This window comes from Xanthobacter luteus, assembly GCF_040049235.1.
GTDB lineage: Bacteria > Pseudomonadota > Alphaproteobacteria > Rhizobiales > Xanthobacteraceae > Xanthobacter.
The window spans coordinates 81,530-100,841 of record NZ_JBDZDO010000005.1 but is presented as its reverse complement, the minus strand read 5'-3'; the positions used below and the strand labels follow the sequence as shown (position 1 = coordinate 100,841).

Annotated in this window: 18 protein-coding genes and 1 tRNA gene; 8 read left to right on the top strand and 11 right to left on the bottom strand. The window is 71.0% G+C overall.

Annotated features, from left to right (window positions below; all coding sequences use genetic code 11):
• Nucleotides 1-116: 116 nt before the first annotated feature.
• Together ABLE88_RS15850 and ABLE88_RS15845 are read left to right on the top strand one after the other, a co-directional pair.
• Nucleotides 117-1,823, top strand: a complete 1,707-nt coding sequence (locus ABLE88_RS15850) for a GMC family oxidoreductase (protein ID WP_348832663.1) — start codon at nt 117-119, stop codon at nt 1,821-1,823.
• On the top strand, nt 1,787-3,124 hold the full coding sequence (locus tag ABLE88_RS15845; RefSeq protein WP_348832662.1) for an MFS transporter: 1,338 nt from the start codon (nt 1,787-1,789) through the stop codon (nt 3,122-3,124). Before ABLE88_RS15850 ends, ABLE88_RS15845 begins: the two co-directional genes overlap by 37 nt.
• Before the next feature lie 155 nt (nt 3,125-3,279).
• On the opposite strand, the gene ABLE88_RS15840 is transcribed toward ABLE88_RS15845, so the two are convergent.
• From ABLE88_RS15840 to mgtA, 3 genes are all read right to left on the bottom strand, one after another.
• On the bottom strand, nt 3,280-3,462 hold the full coding sequence (locus ABLE88_RS15840; protein ID WP_348832661.1) for a hypothetical protein: 183 nt from the start codon (nt 3,460-3,462) through the stop codon (nt 3,280-3,282).
• A gap of 444 nt (nt 3,463-3,906) precedes the next feature.
• Nucleotides 3,907-3,993 (bottom strand) — tRNA-Leu (locus tag ABLE88_RS15835).
• Between the two features lie 80 nt (nt 3,994-4,073).
• Entirely contained in the window at nt 4,074-6,659 is a 2,586-nt protein-coding gene (mgtA, locus tag ABLE88_RS15830; RefSeq protein WP_348832660.1) for a magnesium-translocating P-type ATPase, read from the bottom strand.
• 244 nt (nt 6,660-6,903) lie between these two features.
• Here mgtA and ABLE88_RS15825 point away from each other — a divergent pair, with 244 nt between their 5' ends.
• The 4 genes from ABLE88_RS15825 (at nt 6,904) to ABLE88_RS15810 (ending at nt 10,827) form a co-directional block, all read left to right on the top strand.
• Nucleotides 6,904-7,929, top strand: a complete 1,026-nt coding sequence (locus ABLE88_RS15825; protein WP_348832659.1) for an ABC transporter substrate-binding protein — start codon at nt 6,904-6,906, stop codon at nt 7,927-7,929.
• Between the two features lie 13 nt (nt 7,930-7,942).
• Entirely contained in the window at nt 7,943-8,620 is a 678-nt protein-coding gene (locus tag ABLE88_RS15820) for a GNAT family protein (RefSeq protein ID WP_348832658.1), read from the top strand.
• The gene (locus ABLE88_RS15815; protein ID WP_348832657.1) at nt 8,617-9,783 is read left to right on the top strand and encodes an alanine racemase; all 1,167 of its coding nucleotides are present in this window, start codon (nt 8,617-8,619) and stop codon (nt 9,781-9,783) included. Before ABLE88_RS15820 ends, ABLE88_RS15815 begins: the two co-directional genes overlap by 4 nt.
• 174 nt (nt 9,784-9,957) lie before the next feature.
• Nucleotides 9,958-10,827, top strand: coding sequence for a MurR/RpiR family transcriptional regulator (locus tag ABLE88_RS15810; protein ID WP_348832656.1), 870 nt, complete (start codon nt 9,958-9,960; stop codon nt 10,825-10,827).
• Nucleotides 10,828-10,891: 64 nt separating this feature from the next.
• Here the strand turns inward: ABLE88_RS15810 and ABLE88_RS15805 are convergent, their stop codons facing one another.
• Together ABLE88_RS15805 and ABLE88_RS15800 are read right to left on the bottom strand one after the other, a co-directional pair.
• Nucleotides 10,892-12,112 carry a class I SAM-dependent RNA methyltransferase gene (locus tag ABLE88_RS15805; RefSeq protein ID WP_348832655.1) on the bottom strand — a complete coding sequence of 407 codons (1,221 nt, stop codon included), beginning with the start codon at nt 12,110-12,112 and terminating at the stop codon, nt 10,892-10,894.
• Nucleotides 12,112-12,861 (bottom strand): TlyA family RNA methyltransferase, encoded by a 750-nt coding sequence (locus ABLE88_RS15800; protein ID WP_348832654.1) that lies wholly within the window; start codon nt 12,859-12,861, stop codon nt 12,112-12,114. Before ABLE88_RS15800 ends, ABLE88_RS15805 begins: the two co-directional genes overlap by 1 nt.
• Before the next feature lie 433 nt (nt 12,862-13,294).
• Here ABLE88_RS15800 and ABLE88_RS15795 point away from each other — a divergent pair, with 433 nt between their 5' ends.
• Together ABLE88_RS15795 and ABLE88_RS15790 are read left to right on the top strand one after the other, a co-directional pair.
• Nucleotides 13,295-13,852: a hypothetical protein gene (locus ABLE88_RS15795; RefSeq protein WP_348832653.1), complete on the top strand. Its 558-nt coding sequence runs from the start codon at nt 13,295-13,297 to the stop codon at nt 13,850-13,852.
• A gap of 273 nt (nt 13,853-14,125) precedes the next feature.
• The gene (locus tag ABLE88_RS15790) at nt 14,126-14,590 is read left to right on the top strand and encodes a hypothetical protein (RefSeq protein ID WP_348832652.1); all 465 of its coding nucleotides are present in this window, start codon (nt 14,126-14,128) and stop codon (nt 14,588-14,590) included.
• Nucleotides 14,591-14,630: 40 nt separating this feature from the next.
• Here ABLE88_RS15790 and ureG read toward each other — a convergent pair whose 3' ends face one another.
• From ureG to ABLE88_RS15760, 6 genes are all read right to left on the bottom strand, one after another.
• The gene (gene ureG, locus ABLE88_RS15785) at nt 14,631-15,254 is read right to left on the bottom strand and encodes an urease accessory protein UreG (protein WP_348832651.1); all 624 of its coding nucleotides are present in this window, start codon (nt 15,252-15,254) and stop codon (nt 14,631-14,633) included.
• Nucleotides 15,251-15,985, bottom strand: coding sequence for an urease accessory protein UreF (locus ABLE88_RS15780; protein WP_510182913.1), 735 nt, complete (start codon nt 15,983-15,985; stop codon nt 15,251-15,253). The genes ureG and ABLE88_RS15780 overlap by 4 nt, the downstream gene beginning before the upstream one ends.
• Before the next feature lie 201 nt (nt 15,986-16,186).
• The gene (locus tag ABLE88_RS15775; protein ID WP_348832650.1) at nt 16,187-16,864 is read right to left on the bottom strand and encodes an urease accessory protein UreE; all 678 of its coding nucleotides are present in this window, start codon (nt 16,862-16,864) and stop codon (nt 16,187-16,189) included.
• A 48-nt stretch (nt 16,865-16,912) separates the two neighbouring features.
• Complete coding sequence (ureC, locus tag ABLE88_RS15770) at nt 16,913-18,625, bottom strand: urease subunit alpha (RefSeq protein WP_348832649.1); 1,713 nt, start codon at nt 18,623-18,625, stop codon at nt 16,913-16,915.
• Between the two features lie 11 nt (nt 18,626-18,636).
• Nucleotides 18,637-19,032 (bottom strand): type II toxin-antitoxin system VapC family toxin, encoded by a 396-nt coding sequence (locus ABLE88_RS15765; RefSeq protein ID WP_348832648.1) that lies wholly within the window; start codon nt 19,030-19,032, stop codon nt 18,637-18,639.
• Nucleotides 19,029-19,310, bottom strand: coding sequence for an AbrB/MazE/SpoVT family DNA-binding domain-containing protein (locus tag ABLE88_RS15760; protein WP_348832647.1), 282 nt, complete (start codon nt 19,308-19,310; stop codon nt 19,029-19,031). Before ABLE88_RS15760 ends, ABLE88_RS15765 begins: the two co-directional genes overlap by 4 nt.
• Between the last annotated feature and the right edge of the window lie 2 nt (nt 19,311-19,312).

Below are 19,312 nucleotides of genomic sequence, written 5' to 3'. Positions count from 1 at the left end.
GGGCGCCTTCGCACTGCACAACGTAAATCTCATTAAATGAGACGTTTCAGTTCAAAAAGTGGATTGACTCGTCTCATTCCTTCGTCGCATCGTGGCGCCGTAGAGAGGAAACGGCCATGCAAGGCGAGGAAAACTTCGACTTCGTCGTCATCGGCGCGGGGTCGTCGGGGTGCGTTCTGGCCAATCGGCTGAGCGAGGACGGCACGAGCCGCGTTGCTCTGGTCGAGGCCGGCCCGAAAGACACCAATCCCTGGATTCACGTGCCCATCGGCTACGGGAAGACCATGTGGAACGACCGGCTCAACTGGCGCTTCAACACCGAGCCGGAGCCCACCATGGGCGACCGGCGCATCTACTGGCCGCGCGGGCGGGTGCTGGGGGGCTGCTCCTCCATCAACGGGCTCATCGTCATCCGCGGCCAGAAGGAGGATTACGACGGCTGGGTGGCGCGCGGCTGCGCCGGCTGGGCCTATGAGGACGTGCTGCCCTATTTCCGCAAGCTGGAGGACAATCCCAGCTTCGCCGGAGATCCGCTGCACGGCACCGGCGGGCCGGTGACGGTCAGCTCCATCGCGCGCAAGCACGAGCTGATCGAGGCCATCAAGGCCACCGGCCGCGCCCTCGGCGTGCCCGAGACGGCGGACTTCAACGGCGCCCGGCAGGAGGGCACCGGCTATTACCAGCTCACCACCCGCAAGGGCTTGCGGGTGAGCGCGGCCAAGGCCTATCTCGCCCCCGCCAAGCGGCGGGCGAACCTCACCATCCTCACGAAGACGCAGGCGCTGCGCGTGCTGTTCGAGGACGGCCGCGCCACCGGGGTGGAGGTGAGCGCCGGCGGCCGCATCACGGTGCTCAGGGCACGCCGCGGCGTGATCTTGTCCGCCGGAGCGGTGCAGTCGCCCCATCTGCTCATGCTCTCCGGCATCGGGCCGGCGGCGCACCTTCGGGCCAACGGCATCGATGTGCAGGTGGACAGCCCCGGCGTCGGCGGCAACCTGCAGGACCACCTGCAACTGCGCCTGCTCTATCGCTGCACCAAGCCCATCACCACCAACGATGCGCTGAACTCCGTGTTGGGCCGCCTCAAGATGGGGCTCGAATATCTGCTGTTCCGCGGCGGGCCGCTCGCGATCGGCATCAACCAGGGCGGGCTGTTCACCCGGGTGCTGCCGGAATCGCAGACGCCGGACATCCAGTTCCACATCGGCACGCTCTCGGCCGACATGGCCGGCGGCAAGGTGCACGATTATTCCGGCTTCACCCTCTCGGTCTGCCAATTGCGGCCCGAGAGCACCGGGTGGGTGCGGCTCGGCTCGGCCGACCCGCTCCAGCCGCCGAAGATCACCGCCAATTATCTTGCCACCGAGACCGACCGGCGCTGCGCCGTCGCCGGCATGGCGTTCGCCCGCAAGCTCGCCGCCACCGAGCCGCTGAAGAGCTATGTGGCGGAGGAAATGCAGCCCGGTCCCGGCGTCACCGACGACGACGGCCTGCTCGCCTTCGCCCGCGAATACGGCGCCACCATCTTCCATCCCGTCGGCACCTGCCGCATGGGCGCCGACGGCGACCGCGAGGCGGTGCTGGACCCGCGCCTGCGGGTCCGCGGCGTCGACGGCCTGTGGGTGGTGGACTGCTCCGTGATGCCGAGCCTCGTGTCCGGCAACACCAATATTCCCGCGATCATGATCGGAGAGAAGGCTGCCGACATGATCCGCGAGGATGCCGTGAACAACAGTACCGGGCGAGACAACGCCTCAAATCAGATCAATGACGGGAGGACACAACAATGGCTGGGCAAGCGGGAGCTTCAAGTCGCGAACTGAGGCGGGTGGTGGGCGCCAGCGTCATCGGCGCCACGATCGAATGGTACGATTTCTTCCTGTACGGCATCGTCGCCGGCATCGTGTTCAACAAGCTTTACTTCCCGGTCGACGATCCGGTGGTGTCGATCCTGCTCGCCTACACCACGTTCGCCATCGGCTTCGTGGCGCGTCCGGTGGGCGGACTGATCTTCGGCCATTTCGGCGACAAGCTGGGCCGCAAGAGCATGCTCATCATCACGCTGATGATCATGGGCGTGGCGACGGTGGCCATCGGCCTCCTGCCCACCTATGCCCAGATCGGCATCGCCGCGCCGATCCTGCTGCTGGTCCTGCGCATCGCCCAGGGCATCGGCATCGGCGGCGAGTGGGGCGGCGCGGTGCTGATGGCGTATGAGTATGCGCCTGAGAACAAGCGCGGCTTCTTCGCCTCCATCCCGCAGATCGGCCTTGCGCTCGGCCTGTGCCTCGCCTCCGGCGTCACCGCCATCGTCTCCATGCTGCCGGAAGAGCAGTTCATGAGCTGGGGCTGGCGCGTCGGCTTCATCGGCTCGATCGTGCTGGTCTTCGTCGGCATGTACATCCGCCTGAAGGTGCAGGAGACGCCGGAGTTCGAGCAGGTAAAGGTCGCCAACAAGGCGCAGGCGATCCCGTTCATCACGATGATCAAGGAGTATCCGCGCAACATTCTGCTCGGCATGGGCGTGCGCTACATCGATGGCGTGTTTTTCAACGTCTTCGCGGTGTTCTCGATCGTCTATCTCGCGAACTACGTCAAGGTGCCGCGCACCACCGCCCTGTGGCTGGTGACGCTCGCCGCCTTCGTGATGGTGTTCACCATCCCGATGTTCGGCAAGCTCTCCGACAAATGGGGCCGCCCGCGTACCTATGCGGTGGGCTCGGCTTTGCTGGCGCTGGTGGCGTTCCCGGCCTTCTGGCTGTTCTCGACCGGGTCGCTGCCGCTGATCGCGCTCGGCATCGTGGTGCCGTTCGGCGTGCTCTACGCCATGTGCTACGGGCCGGAAGCCGCCTTGTTCTCGGACCTGTTCGACACCCGGGTGCGCTATACCGGCATCTCGTTCGTCTACCAGTTCTCCGGAATCTTCGCGAGCGGCATCACCCCGATCATCGCCACCTACCTGCTCGCCCGCGGCGACGGGCAGCCCTGGCAGGTGGCCGCCTATGTGGTGTTCGCCGCCCTGGTGTCGATGCTCTCGGCCTTGGCGATCCGCTCGCCGGCGCCGCGTCCTTCCAGCATCGCCCAGCGCTCACCGGCGGAAGCCGCGCGCCAGCCCACGCAGTAGCGCGCCATGGGACCGGAGGCGGCGCAGGCCCGCCGCCTCCCTCTCCCCAACAAAGTTCAAGAAGATCGCGTCCTCACGACGATCGCCGGCCTCCGGCGGAGCGCACGATCGGCCGGCAGCCTTGGCAAGACGCGCGCCGGCGAAGGGGAAGAAAGTCAATTGCCCAGCTGGAGCATCGGCGCCGAAGCCGCGTAGGCCTGCTGCCAATGGGCGAGTGAAGTCGCGGCGCCGGACAAGGACAGCGGTTGCCCGCCTGCCAGAGGCGCGACCGCCGCGAACAGCGCTGCCACCAGCACAAGCGGCAGCAGAACCTTTTGCAGTTCGTCGTCGGTGTTCATCGGGATCACGCGCGCGGTTTCAAATTCTTCCTATATCCCTGCGCCATTCTGCGCCAAATGCGGCGCAACATCGCATGTTGCAGCGCACAATGGAGAGTGGCATGCCCGCAGGACAGCCGCGGGCTTGGCTCAACCCGGCCGGGTCGCAAGGGTTCGACCAGGTCCCGCGATCGCCAAGGACCGTCTGCGCAGGGCCTGCGGCCTGTGTCCCCGCCGGACAGGGCTGACCCGGTGCTCCGGCCGTGGCGAAAGCATATTGCGGGGTGGGCCTCCGCCGATCCGGCGGACCTGTGAGAGTGCGCTCGCCGCATCGGGGACGCCCACGTTCGCCAGCTCCACCAATGTCCGCTGGGCACCGCACCATCGGGGCACCCTTACCCGCCCGGAGCGGGCGCCAACCCGCGCGGCCCGCGGGCCCGGTGTCTCAGTGCCCGGGAGTTGGGCTGGTGCGGGCGGTCGGACTCGAACCGACATATCCGTGAGGACGGCGGATTTTGAGTCCGCTGCGTCTACCAATTCCGCCACGCCCGCAGCGCCAGAACCCTATAGCGGGCAGGTCTCGGCGAGGCAACTCGCGCCGCCATCCGCGCCGCGGTGCGGGTGCCCGAGGCTCAGCCCCGCTTCGGCAGCCCCATGGCGCGGTGCTTCAGCGCCTCGGCCGAAGCAAGGTAGGCCAGCGTGAGGGCGCCGATGGCGAGCAGCACCCCGGCCGGCACGGCGGCGAAGCCGACGATGGCGCCGAGCGGCGTGAGCGCGAGCACAAGCGCCAGCGCCAGCGCGCCGAGCGAGGTCAGGGCGAGGATCGGGTCCGGCCGGCTCGCCCAGAACGGCCGCGCGGTGCGGATGAGGAAGATCACCAGGATCTGGGTGGCGATGGATTCCACGAACCAGGCGGTGCGGAACGTGTCCACGTCCACCGCGAACCCCAAAGTCAGGATCGCGAAGGTGGCGAGGTCGAACAGCGAGGAAAGCGGGCCCATCACCAAGGTGAAGCGCAGCACCGCGCCCATGTCCCAGGCGTGGGGCGCGGCGAGTTCCTCGGGGTCCGCAGCATCGAACGGAATGCCGATCTCGGAGCAATCGTAGATCAGGTTGTTGAGCAGGATCTGCAGCGGCGCCAGCGGGAGGAAGGGCAGAAACAGCGAGGCGAACGCCATGGAGAGCATGTTGCCGAAATTCGAGCTCGTGCCCATGCGGATGTACTTCATGATGTTGGCATAGGTGCGCCGGCCCTCGCTCACCCCGTCGGCCAGGACGCCGAGGTCGGGCGTGAGCAGGATCACGTCCGCCGCCTCGCGGGCAACGTCGGTACCGCCCTCCACCGAGAGCCCCACGTCCGCGGCGTGGATGGCGGGGGCGTCGTTGATGCCGTCGCCCAGGAACCCCACCGTGCGGCCGCGCCGGCGCAGGGCGAGGACGATGCGGCGCTTCTGATCGGGCGCAACCCGCACGAACAGATCGGCATGCGCGCAGCGGGCGGCGAGTGCGGTGTCGGACAGGCGCGCGATCTCCTCGCCGGTGAGCAGGCCGCGGGCCGGCAGGCCGAGCACGCTCACCAGGTGCTCGACCACGGCGGCGCCGTCGCCGGAGACGATCTTCACCTTCACCCCGGCGGCCATCAGCCGCGCCACCGCGTCGGTGGCGGACGCCTTCGGCGGGTCGAGGAAGGCGACGCAGCCGGCGAACACAAGGCCCGCCTCGTCGGTGCCTTCGAGGGTGTCGCGCCCGTCCGGCGCCGGCCGCACCGCGACGCCCAAGAGGCGCAGGCCGGCTTGGCCCTTCTGTTCGATGCCCGCGGCGATGCCGGCGCGGGCGGCCGCGTCCAGCGGGAGCGCGGCGCCGTCCGGCCCCTCCGCGTGGGTCGCCAGAGCGAGCACCGCCTCCGGCGCGCCCTTCACGATCACGAGCCGCTCGCGCCGCCCGCCCTCACCCCGCGCCAGCAGGACGCTGGCCCGCCGCCGCTCGAAGTCGAACGGCAGGTCGTCGAGGCAGCTCCAGCCAGCCTCGGGGGCGCTTCCGGCCAGCAGGGCGTCGTCGAGGGGGCTGCGGGTACCGGCGGCGAACGCGCTGTTGAGCCGCGCGAGATCTGCGACCCGCGCGCACGCCGTCCCGTCGGGCCCGAAGCTGCCGACAAGGGCGATGCGCGCCTGCGTCAGGGTGCCGGTCTTGTCGGTGCACAGGACGTCCATGGCGCCGAGGTCGTGGATGGCGGAGAGCCGCTTGACCACCACCTGCCGCGCGGCCATGCGCACCGCCCCGCGCGCCAGCGTCACCGTGGTGACCATGGGCAGGAGCTCGGGCGTGAGGCCGACCGCGAGCGCCACGGCGAACAGGAAGCTCTCCAGCGAGAGGCCCTGGCGCAGCATCTGCGTCAGCAGCACGAACAGCACCAGGAAGCCGGTCAGGCGCAGGATCAGCATGCCGAGCGCATGCAGCCCGCGCGCGAAGGCGGTGGGCAGCTCGCGCGCCTGGAGCGAGGCCGCGATCGCGCCGAAGCGGGTTCTGGCGCCGGTCTCCACCACCAGCATCCGCGCCTGCCCGGCCGTGAGAGTGGTGCCGGCGAACAGGGCGTTGAAGGCATCGGCAGGGCTCTCGCCGGTGGCGCGGCCGCCATGCTTCTCCACGAGGTAAGGCTCGCCGGTGAGCACCGCCTCGTCGGCGAGCGCCCCGTGGGCCGAGAGCACGATCCCGTCCGCCGGCACGAGATTGCCCGCGGCGAGCTCGACCACGTCGCCGGGGACGATGTCGCGCACCGGCAGTTCGCAGGCGACGCCGCCGCGGCGCACCCGCGCGGTCACCGCCACCGAGCGGCGCAGCGCCTCCACCGCGGCCTCGGCCTTCTGCTCCTGCACCAGATCGAGCGTGATCGAGAGGAGGACGATGGCGAGGATGACGACGAAACTCCGCCAGTCCCCGGTCACCCCCGAAACGGCGGCGGCCATGAGCAGGATGGCGACCAGCGGCTCGGCGAGGCGCTTGCCGATCTTGGCGGCGAGGCTGCGGCGCCGGCGCGGCGCCGTGGTGTTGGGTCCGCAGCGGGCGAGCCGCGCCGCCGCCTCCGCCGGCGCGAGGCCGTCCGGCCCGCTGCCGAGACGGGCGAGGAGGGCGCCCTCCGCTTCCTGCCAGTATGCGGGCGGGCCGGCCTCCCGACCGCCCCGCGGCCCTGCGGTCTCCTGCCTGCTTCCCGCCTGATCCATGGGACCCTCTCGGCTGTGTTGTCCCACCCCGGCAGGACCCAGGGCAAGGGCCGCGGCGACGCAGGCCTTCTTGGTCGGACCGGCGCGCGCAAGCGTGAATGGCGCCGGGCCGCCACCGCCGCGAAATCCGTTGCCGACTACCGCCGGCCGGCATTTCGCTGTGGCGGCGGCCTGCCGCTTCGCGCTATCTGTGGTGGGGCGCGGCAGCCGCCGCTCGGGCGGCAAGACATGAAGGCGAAGCGTTGTGATCGACCGGCGAACCCTCCTCTCCCTCGGCATCGGCGCGGGATCGGCGAGCCTCCTCGGCCTCAAGGGCGCCTTCGCCCAGGACAAGAGCGGCCAGGACCGAACCTTCCGCATCCTGATGCTCACCTTCCGCGGCGAGACCGACGTGGAACGCGGCTTCCGCGACTTCCTCACCGCCAACGAGATCAAGACCGAGATCATCGCCCGCGACGCCAACGGCGATGCCCGGCGCGTGCCCGAGCTGATCGCCGATCTCGCCACCCTGAAGCCCGATCTGATCTATACCTGGGGCACGCCGGTGACGCTGGGCGTGGTCGGCCCGTACGATTCGACCGATCCGGGCTATGTGCGCGACATCCCCGTGGTGTTCGCGCTGGTGGCGGCGCCGGTGCGCGCCAAGATCGCCCCGAGCTTCACCTCGTCCGGCCGCAATGTCACCGGCGCGGTCCACGTGGTGCCGACCGACGTGCACATGCGCGCCATGCAGGCCTACAAGCCGTTCAAGACCGTGGGCGTGCTCTATTCCACCACCGAGCAGAACTCCCGCGTCATCGTCGACGAGGTGAAGAGCGTGTGCGCCGGCATGGGCGCGAACGTGATGGCGACGCCGTTCAATCTCGACGCCAGCGGACGCCCCATCGCCGACGGGGTGGAGGACATGATCCGCCAGATGCGCACCGATGGCGTCGACTGGCTCTATCTGCTGCCGGACACCTTCCTCGGCACCATCTATGACCGCGTCACGCCCACCGCGCTCGAAAACTCGATCCCCACTTTCGCCGCCGCCGAGCGCGGCGTGCGCGAGGGCGGCGCGCTGGTGGGCCTGGTCAGCCGCTATTATTCGGTGGGCCAGCTCGCCGCCGCCAAGGCGGTGGAGATCCTGGTGCAGCGCCGCGCGCCCAAGGACATCCCCATCGAGACGCTGAAGCGCTTCGCGCTCATCATCAACATGCAGGTGGCGCGCAAGCTGCAGATCTACCCGCCCATCACCATGCTGAACTACGCCGAGATCGTCACCAACTGATCCCGGACGGCTCATGCCCTGCGCGCAGTCCCTGGCCTGGCGTCCGCTCGGACCTGCCGACCTCCCGGCCATCGAGGCCCTGCACCGGCGCGCCATCGGCGGCGCCGGCCCGGACGTGGTGAAGCCCGAGGGGCCGGACTTCTTCCCCGGCATCCTGGCCGGGCGCGGGCGCGCCATCGGCGGCTTCGAGGGCGAGGAGCTGCTTGCCTACGGCATTCTCCAGCACGTGCTGCCCGAGAGCGACGACCCCCGCGCCGCCCTCGGCGTTCCGGACACGGTGCAGCGGGTGAAGCTCGCGGGCGCCTCGGTGGCGCCGGAGGCGCGCGGGCGCGGGCTGCAGCGCGCGCTCATCGCCCGGCGCGTGCAGCTCGCGCGCACGGCCTTCGCCGGCACGCCGATCGTGCTCTACGCGACCTCGGCGCCGGCCAATTTCGCCAGCTGGAGCAACCTCATGGCGGAGGGGTTCGCGGTGCGTGCCGTGAAACTGTATTACGGCGGTTATCCTCGATATGTCATGGTACATGAGGACCTTCAGATGGAAGCGGGGGCCGAGGCATGGCTCGACCCGGCCGATCTCGAGGGGCAGCGCCGTCTCCTGGCGCAGGGGTGGAGGGGTTCAAAGATGATTCGTGACCCGGGGGGCGTGCGGATCGCCTACACCGCCGCTCCCGCCGCGGCCGGCCGGCCATGACCGCGCTCGCCCTTCCGGCGGACCGCTGCGCCCTGGTGGTGGATCTTTCCGCGATCCGCGCCAACTGGCGCGCCGTGCGCCAGTCCTTCACCGGCGCCGGCGTGGGCGCCGTGGTGAAGCAGGACGCCTACGGCCTCGGCATCGCCGAGGTGGTGCCCCTGCTCGCCGCGCTCGGCTGCCGCGATTTCTGGGTGGCCGACATGGCGGAGGCGATCGCGGTGCGCCGCGCCGACCCCGCGGGCCGGATCTTCGTGCTGCACGGGCTCGCCGGCGGCACGCCGTACGACTACCGGGCGCTCGGCGCGGTGCCGGTGCTGGTGGACATGGCCGAGGTGGAGCGTCTCGCCGCCGCCGCCGGCGAGACGCCCGCCGACTGCGCCATCCATCTCGATACCGGGCTCAACCGGCTCGGGCTCGGCCTTGCGGACGTGCGCCGGCTCGCCGCCGCGCCGGACCGCGCGAAGCGTCTGCGCGTCGCCGCCTACGTGACCCATCTCGCCCATTTCTCCGATCCCGCCGCCCGCCCCAATGCCTGGCAGTGGCGGCGCTTCTCGGCCTGGACCCGGCATCTGCCGCCGGCGCCGCTGAGCTTTTGCGCCTCGTCCGGCGTGTTCGGGCCGAAGGAGCGGCACGGCGACCTCGCCCGCGTCGGCAGCGCGCTCTACGGGGTGGAGACCACGCCGTCGCGGCCCCAGCCCATCGTCGCCGCGGCCACCCTCTCGGCGCCGATCCTGCGCGTGCACAAGGTTCCGGCCGGGCGCGAGGTGGGCTATTCCGGCGCCTACCGCACCACCGGCGAGCGCCGGCTGGCGCAGCTCGGCATCGGCTATGGCGACGGCGTGCCCTACCGCTTCCACACCCAGGCCCATGTGCTGATCGATGGCCACCGCGCGCCGGTGGTCTCCACCAGCGCCATGAGCCTGATGAGCGTCGACGTCACCGATTTGCCGGAAGCCGCGGCGCGGACCGGCATGCGCGCGGTCCTGTTCGGGCCCGATTTGCCGGTGGATCAGCTCGCCGCCGCCGCGGGCGTCGCCCCCAACGTGATCCATGTGCGCGCCGGACGTTCGGCGCAGCGCATCTATCTGCCGTGCGCGGACGAGGCGGGCGCCGCCCCGGCCGGCACGGCCCAGCGCACCTCCCCCGCGCCCCAGGTGGTCTGACGCCCGGCGCGCGGGGGCGTTCGCATCGGCCTGCGCGCTCCGGGAGCGCAAATGTGCTAGATCGCGATGCAGTCGGATCGGATACCGCGTTCTCTTGCTTGAATTTTGACGCGCATTCCGGCCGGGCTGGCGCGCCCGCCGGCCGCGCGCCGCAGGCGTGATCGGAAGAGGTCGATGTCCCAGCTCGAATTCCCGCTCGCCCGCCTCAAGGCCATGCTCGACGATCTGCCGCCGACCGCGCGGCGCATCGCGAGCTTCATGGTGGAGCAGCCGGACCGGGTGCCGGAGATGTCGGCCAGCGACATCGCCGCCGCCGCGCAGGCGAGCGAGGGCTCGGTGATCGGCCTGTGCCAGCAGGTGGGCGCGCGCGGCTTCGCCGAGCTGAAGATCGCCGTGGCCAAGGAGATCGCCACCTCCCGCGCCCTGCTGCACGAGGCCATCACCCCCGGCGACAGCACGGCGGACGTGGTGGCGAAGTTCACCGCGAGCCACGCGGTGGCGCTGGAGGACACCGCCAAGGTGCTGGAGGTGGCCGCCATCGACCGCGCCGCCGCCTTGATGGCGGGCGCGCGGCGCATCGAGTTCTACGGCATCGGCACCGCCGCCCCCATCGCCGAGGACGCCGCCTACCGCTTCCTGCGGCTCGGGCTCGACACCAAGGCGGTGACCGATTCCCACGGCCAGGCGGTGAGCGCCGCCTTTACCGGGCCGGACGTCGCGACGCTGACCATCTCCCATTCCGGGCGCACCCACGAGACGCTGGAGGCGACGCGGCTCGCGCGGGAGGCGGGCGCGCGCACCATCTGCATCACCAATTACGGCAAGTCGCCGCTGCAGCACCATTGCGAGGTGGTGCTGTTCACCGCGGCGCAGGAGACCAAATACCGCATGGAGGCGCTCTCCAGCCGCATCGCCGAGCTGTTCGTCATCGACGTGCTCTATGCGCGCCTCGCTTTGGCGCGCTGGGAGACCTCGCTGGCGGCGATCCAGAAGTCCTACGACGTGATCGCCACCAAGCGCCTCACCCCCGGCGCCGAGAAATAGCCGGCGGCTTTCGGGCGGCGCCGGCGGCGGCGGCGCCGGTCGTGATCGCCGCGCCCTTGGGCGCCTACCGCTCGAACACCCCCACCAGCTCCACGTGCGGGCTGAAGCGGAACTGGTCGAACGGCGTCACCGTGCCGAGCCGGAAGCCGCCGTCGATGAGCGCGCGCGCATCCCGCGCGAAGCTCGCGGCGCTGCAGGACACGTAGACCACGCGCCCCACCGTCGCGGCCGCAAGCTGGCGCGCCTGCGCTTCCGCGCCCTGGCGCGGCGGGTCGATCACCACCGCGTCGAAGGCCGAAAGCTCCTCCGGCAGCAGCGGACGGCGGAACAGATCGCGCGCCTCGCCCGAAACGCCCTTCAGCCCGTCGGTGGCGCGCGCCGCCTTGAGCAGCGCCGTCACCGCCGCCGCATTGCCCTCCACCGCATGGACCCGCGCGCGTTCCGCGAGGCGCAAGGCGAAGGTGCCGATGCCGGCGAACAAATCGGCCACCCGTTTTGCGCCCGCCACCCCCTGCCCTACCGCCGCGGCGAGCCCGGCCTCGCCCTCGGCGGTGGCCTGGAGGAAGGCGGCGGGCGGCAGTTCCACCCGCGCCCGGCCCATCATCAGCACCGGCGCGGCGCGCTGGAGCACCAGCTCGCCGTGGCGCGTCACGCGGGCGAGGCCGAAGCGCTCCGCCAGCGCGGCGAGGTCCATGAGCAGCGCCGGCGGCAGCGGGCCGGAGCCGCGCACGTCGAGGTCGAGCCCGGTGGCGCTGGCGACGACCTGGATGTCGAGCGGCTTCTTCGCCCCAGCCAGCGCCTGCGCCACCGCGCGCGCCGCCGGCAAAGCCTGATCGAGATCGGGCGCCAGAACCGGGCATTCGGCAAGGTCCACCATGGCGTGGGACTTGCGCTCGGCGAAGCCCACCACGGTCTTTGCCCCGTATTGCCGGGCGTGGAAGATGACGCGCCGCCGGCCCGCCCCATGGGCGTCCACCACCAAGCCGACCGCGGCGGCGACGCGCTCGCGCGCCAGCGCCTCGACGACGAGGCCGCGCTTCCAGGCGAAATAGGGCGCAAGGTCCCAATGCTGGAGCAGGCAGCCGCCGCAACGCCCGAAATGGCGGCAGACGGGGGCAACGCGCGCCACGCTCGGCGCCAGCACCTCATCGAGGCGCATCCGCTCGCCGTCCCGGGCGACGCGCACAAGCTCGCCGGGCAGGGCATAGGGCACGAAGAGCGGGCCGTCCGGCCCCTCGGCGACGCCGTCGCCCTGGGCGCCCATGCGGGTGACGAGGAGCTCCATCAGCCGCGCTCCGCGCCGACGAGGAATTCGAGATTGCCGTCGCCGCCGGCGATCGGCGAAGGGATCAGGCCGAGCACGCGCCAGCCCAGCGCCGCGATGCGCGCCCGCGCCGCCGCGCACACCTCGGCATGGATCGCCGGGTCGCGCACCACGCCTTTCTTGAGCGCCGCGCGGCCGGCCTCGAACTGCGGCTTCACCAGCGCCACGAGGCGCGCCCGCGGCGCGGCGAAGGCGAGCGCCGGCGGCAGCACCAGGCCAAGCGAGATGAAGCTCACGTCCACCACCACGAGGTCGGCCGGCGCCACCGCGCCGGGGGCGAGCGCGCGGATGTCGGTCGCCTCGAGGCTGGTGACGGCGGGATCGCCGCGCAGGCGGGGGTGAAGCTGGTCGCGGCCCACGTCCACGGCGAAGACGTGGCGTGCGCCCCGGCGCAGCAGCAGCTCGGTGAAGCCACCGGTGGAGGCGCCGACGTCGAGCACCGTGAGCCCGGCCGGGTCGATGGCGAAGGCGTCGAGCCCGGCCGCCAGCTTCAGCGCCCCGCGCGAGACGAAGTCGTGCGGCGCCTGCGCCGCAATCTGCGCATCGGCCGCCACCTCGGCCGCGGGCTTGCGCACCACCGCGCCGGCGACCTGGACCAGCCCCTCCGCGATCGCCGCCTGGGCGCGGGCGCGGCTCTCGAACAGGCCGCGCTCCACCAGCAGCCGGTCGAGGCGCGTGCGGGGGACCGGCGGCAGGCTCCGCCCGCTCACGTGTTCCGCCCCCGACGCCGCGGCACGCCGGCCGCCACGGGCCGGGCCCGTCGGGCGCCGTGGTGCCGCGCCGCGCCGTCATGAAGGGGGAACAGATCACTCATCATTGTGAGGGGCCGCGCGGCAGGGCTGCTCCGAAGCCCGTCGCGGGCCGGTTCGCGCCGTGATATGCGAAGGCGATGGGTGGCGCAAACCGTCGGCCGATTCCCGTACGGGCGCCGGCGCGGCACCATCCATTGGCGCGGGCGGCGGGCATCCGTGGGGGGATGCGTGGGCCGATTGCCGCGCTGCTTCGTATCCGAACCGGGGCCGGGTCCGATCAGGTCGCTTCGATCCGACGGGCGCGCGCCCCGGCCCATTTGCCGGGAAGGCCGTCCGGGCGTGCCGCGTCCCGGCCGCGGCCGCAACCCGTCCATCCTCGGCTGGAGACCCCATGCGCCGCCCCGTCCTCCTCGGCCTTCTGCTCCCCCTGGCCGTGCTCCAATTCGCCGTCATCGACCTTGCCGCGCCGGACCGGGCGGCCGCGGCACCCGCCGCGCGGGATGCCAAGCCGGGCACCAAGGCTGGCGCCAAGCCGGCGCCCGCCGATCCACGCGTGTGGGCCATCGTCAAGGCGGACGATACCTACGTCATGCGTTACGGCGCCTCGCGCGTGGCCGACCCCCTGTTCGCCGTCGCCTGCCAGCCGGCCGCGGCGCTGTTGCAATTCACCGTCGACGTGCCGGCGGGGCGCGTCAAGGCCGGCGATGGCGTCGCCGTCTCCCTGGCCGCCGGCAAGCGGCGCATGCAGCTCGCCGCCACCGCCTTCCGGGGCACCGGCGACCGGCTGGTGGTGGAGGCGGCCGTGACGCTGGAGGACGCCGTCCTGGATCTGTTCGCCTCCGGCGAGCAGCTCACCGTGTCCATGGACGGCACCCGGGAGACCATTCCGCTCGCCGGCGCCAAGGCGAAGCTCTCGGACTTTCGGCGGGTCTGCCTCGGCGGATCATGACACCTCCGCGCGACCTGTGGATGACGCCTCCCGGTCCGCCGCGCGCCTTAATATTTCCGCCGAAGACACCTAGAGCCGGAGCTGCCGGGAATCGAAATCGCCGCGCGCGGTTTCAATCCCGGCAGCCGATCCGTCTCGAACCGACGAGGTGGAGGGCGATCACCGACCCCTGGAGCCCCGCGGTGGCGCCCTTGGGGTCCGATCGCACGCCAGAGCACCCTTCATCGGGCGGTCGCGCCGCCCGCTGCCGCGCGCACCAGAGGAATACGCTCCATGCCCCGCCTGCTTTTTTCGCTCCTCGCCTTTCTCGCCTTCACGCTGCCGGCGGCGGCCCAGCAGAAGATGAGCTGGCACGCCTCCGAGACCGAACAGGGCGGCGCCCTGGTGTTCGGCGTGCCGGAAACCGACGAGGTGATGATCTTCTTTTTGTGCGACAAGGGCTCCGAGGACATCGTCGTGCAGCCCATGATCGGCACCAAGGGCCTCGCCAAGGACGCGGCCGCCCGCGCCATCCTCACCGCCGGCGCGGTGAGCCGCACCTTCACCGGCAAGGCGGTGACGAACGAGGAGAACGGCGCCGTCAACGTGGAGGCCAAGGGCAAGATGGCCGACCTCAAGGCCCTGGCCAAGGGCGGCAAGCTGCTCACCATCGAGACCAAGGGCGCCAAGCGCCAGGTCGCCCTCGACGGCGCGGCCGCCGCCGTCGCCCAGTTCGAGGCCGCCTGCAAGGCCAAGTGAGACGAGGCCGTTCGACGCCGGTGCCAGCAGGCGCGGCAGATCAGGCGGGCGGCGCGAGCCCGCCCGCCGCCTCGATGAAGCGCGCCACCGCGGCGACGCCGTCGCCATGGCGGATCGCCGCGAAGACATAGGGCCGGCCCGCGCGCATGCGGATGGTATCGGCCTCCATGATGCCGAGGTCGGCGCCCACCAGCGGCGCGAGGTCTGTCTTGTTGACCACCAGCAGGTCCGAGCGGGTGATGCCGGGACCGCCCTTGCGCGGGATCTTCTCCCCGCCCGCCACGTCGATCACGTAGATGGTGATGTCGGCGAGCTCGGGGGAGAAGGTGGCGGCGAGGTTGTCGCCGCCCGATTCGATCAGCACCACGTCGAGGTGCGGGAACTTCGCCCGCATGTCCGCCACCGCGCGCAAATTGATGGAGGCGTCCTCGCGGATGGCGGTGTGCGGGCAGCCGCCGGTCTCCACCCCCAGGATGCGCTCCGGGTCCAGCGCGCCGGCGACCGTGAGCAGGCGCGCATCCTCCTTGGTGTAGATGTCGTTGGTGATGGCGCAGATGTCGTAGCGCTCGCGGAACGCCTTGCAGAGCGCCTCCATGAGCGCGGTCTTGCCGGAGCCGACCGGGCCGCCGATGCCGACCCTCAAGGGGGATTTCGCAGAGCTCATGAGCGGAACAGCCTCGTATACTGGGTTTCGTGACGCATGCTGCCGAGGTCGGCGCGGAAGGTCGCCCCGCCGACCTCGTCCAGCGTGAGCGCGGGAATCGCGCCGGCGAGCGCGGCGAGGCGCGGCGCGAGGCGCGCCACCACGCGCGTGCCCGCGGTCTGGCCGATGGGGGCGAGCCGCACCGCGGCGGAGACGAGGGTCTGGGCGGCGGCGAGCAGGAAGGCCTCCAGCGTCGGCGGCAGCGCCACGCCGTGCAGGCCGGCCGCAAGGCCGACCGCGACGGGATAGGCCACCTCCTCCCCCTTGAGGACAGCGGCGAGTTCGTCGAGGCCCGGGGTGGGCCAGGACGCGGCGACCGCATCGAGGAAGGAGCGGCCCTGCTGGCAGGTCTCGAGCCGAAGCTCGGCGGACGGGGCGAGCGCCACCGCGAGCGCGTTCGCCTCTTTCAGCGCCGCGCCGTCGCGGGCGGCGGCGGCGCGGTGGGCATGCGCCAGCAGGATCGCGTCGGAGCGGGCGAAGCCGATCAGCAGCAGGTCGGCGAGGAAGGCCTGCAGGCTGGCCTCGTCCGCGACGTCGCCCGCTTCCACGGCCCATTCGAGCGCGTGGGAATAAGCGTAGGCGCCCACCGGGAAGGCCGGCGAGAGCCAGGCGAACAGCGGCAGCAGGGAGGCCGCGGCGGCATCGACGGCGCACTCGCGCGCCTTCTCCTGGTCGGCGCCCCCCTCCCCGATAGGCTCAGGCAAGAGGAGCGCGTGCTCACGCCCCTCCCCAGCCCTCTCGGGAGGGAGCGCCTCACAGGGGACGGACGCCCTGTCCAAAGGGCCTGACGCGCCGTCCCCTCCGCCCGGCGCCGCCGCAAAGCCGTCCCAGGGTTGGGCGGGGGATGCCACGGCGGCCTCGACGGCCGGACGGCGGGAGCGCGCCGGCATGCCTCAGCCGTGCTTGTGGGCGTGGCCGCCGGGGCCGTGCGCGTGGCCGTGGTCGTGGTCGTGGCCGTGATCGTGGTCGTGGCCGTGATCGTGGCCGCAGCCGCAGTCCGGCCCATGCTCGTGCCCGTGGTGCTCGTGCCCGTGGTGCTCGTGGCTGTGGTGCTCGTGCCCCGCATGGTCGTGGCCCGCATGGTCGTGCCCGGCATGCTCGTGCCCGGCATGGTCGTGCGCGTGGCCGTGCGCCTCGGCGGCCTCGTAGGCGCCCTTTTCGGGGCGGAACGGGCGCTTCACCTTCGCCACCGCGGCGCCGAGCCCGCGCACCATCTCGGTCAGCACGTGGTCGTCGACGAAATAGACCGCGTTTTCGGTGATCTCGGCCGGCACGTGGCGGTTGCCCAGGTGCCAGGCCACCTTCATGAGCCGCAACGGGCTCGCCGTGGTGACCTCCACCAGTTCCTCCGGCGCCGCCTTCACGCGGATGAGGCGCCCGTCGTCGAGCTTCACCGCGTCGCCGTCATCGAGCACGGCGGCCTTGTCGAGGTCGAGCAGGAAGTCGAGGCCGCCGTCCGCCGTCAGCGCGAAGCGGCGCCGGTGGCGGGCGTGGTGGTCGAGGGTGATGGTGTCCACCACCTTGTCATCCTTGACGGCGGGGCGGCGGACCACGGTGGTGGCGCGGATCATGGGCTTGTCCTTCGCTGGAGCCGGAACGGCCGGCGCGTCCCCGCAGACCTAGAACAGGAAATAGCGCTGCGCCATGGGCAGCACCTCGGCGGGCTCGCACACCAGGAGCTCGCCGTCGGCGCGCACGTCATAGGTTTCCGGGTCCACCTCGATATGGGGCGTGGCGTCGTTGTTGATCATGCTCTTCTTGGAGATGCCCGCGCGGGTGTTCTCCACCGCCACCAGTTCCTTTGCGATGCCGAGGCGGGAGGCAAGCCCGTCCTCCAGCGCCGCCTTCGAGACGAAGGTGAGGGAGGTGCGGGTGCGCGCCCGCCCATAGGCGCCGAACATGGGCCGGTAGTGCACCGGCTGGGGGGTGGGGATGGAGGCGTTGGGATCGCCCATCTGCGCCATGGCGATGGCGCCGCCCTTGATGACGAGGTCCGGCTTCACGCCGAAGAAGGCCGGGCTCCACAGAACCAGATCGGCGAGCTTGCCGGCCTCCACCGAGCCGATGTGCTTCGACATGCCGTGGGCGATGGCAGGATTGATGGTGTATTTGGCGATGTAGCGGCGCGCCCTGAGATTGTCGCTGTCGGTCTCGCCCTTCAGCTTGCCGCGCTGGCGCTTCATCTTGTCCGCGGTCTGCCAGGTGCGGATGATGACCTCGCCCACCCGGCCCATGGCCTGCGAATCCGAGCTCATCATGGAGAGCGCGCCGAGATCGTGCAGGATGTCCTCGGCCGCGATGGTCTCCTTGCGGATGCGGCTCTCGGCGAAGGCGAGGTCCTCGGCGATCTCCGGGTCGAGATGGTGGCACACCATGAGCATGTCCAGATGCTCGTCGATGGTGTTGCGGGTATAGGGCCGGGTCGGGTTGGTGGAGGAGGGCAGCACGTTGGCGAGCCCCGCCACCTTGATGATGTCCGGCGCGTGCCCGCCGCCCGCCCCTTCGGTGTGGAAGGCGTGGATGGTGCGGCCCTTGAAGGCGGCGATGGTGTCCTCGACGAAGCCGCTCTCGTTGAGCGTGTCGGTGTGGATCATCACCTGCACGTCGAGCGCGTCCGCCACCGAGAGGCAGCAGTCGATGGCGGCCGGCGTGGTGCCCCAATCCTCGTGCAGCTTCAGCGCGCAGGCGCCCGCCAGCACCATCTCCTCCAGCGCCGCGGGCCGCGAGGCGTTGCCCTTGCCGGCGAAGGCGAGGTTCATGGGGAAGGCGTCCGCCGCCTCGATCATGCGGGCGATGTGCCAGGGGCCCGGGGTGCAGGTGGTGGCGAAGGTGCCGGTGGCCGGGCCCGTGCCGCCGCCCAGCATGGTGGTGATGCCGGAGGCCAGCGCCTCCTCGATCTGCTGCGGGCAGATGAAATGGATGTGGCTGTCGAAGCCGCCGGCGGTGAGGATCTTGCCCTCCCCGGCGATCACCTCGGTGCCGGGGCCGATGATGATGTCGACGCCGTCCTGAACGTCGGGATTGCCGGCCTTGCCGATCTTGGCGATGCGCCCGTTCTTGAGGCCCACGTCCGCCTTCACCACCCCCCAATGGTCGAGGATGACGGCGTTGGTGATCACCGTGTCCACCGCCCCGTCGGCGTTCGCCACCTGGGACTGGCCCATGCCGTCGCGGATCACCTTGCCGCCGCCGAACTTCACCTCCTCGCCGTAGACCGTGAAGTCCTTCTCGATCTCGATGAAGAGCTCTGTGTCGGCGAGCCGCACCTTGTCGCCGGTGGTGGGGCCGAACATGTGGGCATAGGCGGCGCGGGGCATGCGGGAGGAGGACATGAGCGGGCCTTCTAGGGAACGGAGGAATAGCCGGTGTGCTGCCCGGCATCGATGTCGAAGGTATAGGTGGTGCGGCAGCCCGCCTCGGCATTGAGTTCCGCGATCAGATAGTCGGCGAAATCAGCCTTGCCTCCGGCATAGGCGCCCAAGGCGCGGCGGACGGCATCGGCGCAGGACAGCTCAATGACATCGGCGTTGAGCAAGCTGGCGACGAATGTCGCCACCTCCTGACGCGACCGCTTCATGCGCCTGACGAGCGTTCTTGTGGCCTCGGCCAGAACGATGGGATTGACCATCGCCGCCTCGGGGGCGAGCCCTTCGAGAAGGCCAACCGCACGGTGATGCATTGAGGGCGGGTCATCCTCAATGAAAATGCGCAGCAGAACATTGGTGTCGAGACCGATCACCGCCGCCGCCCCGACGCGCGCTCTGCCTGCGCGTTCATGGCCTCATCCACAGAAGCGTCGATATCGTCCTGGGTAAAGTTGCGCTGGTCCTTGGTGAGGCCATGGGTCAGCGAACCGGCGAGGTCACTGAGGCTCAGGGTCTTGCGGAGGCGCGCTATGCCGCTGTCGTCCACCACCAGATTGAGCGTCGAGCCGGTCTCGATCCCTGCGGCCTTGCGATAGCTGGCGGGCAGCGTGACCTGGCCCTTGCTCGTGACCGTGAGCCGATATTGCCGCATGG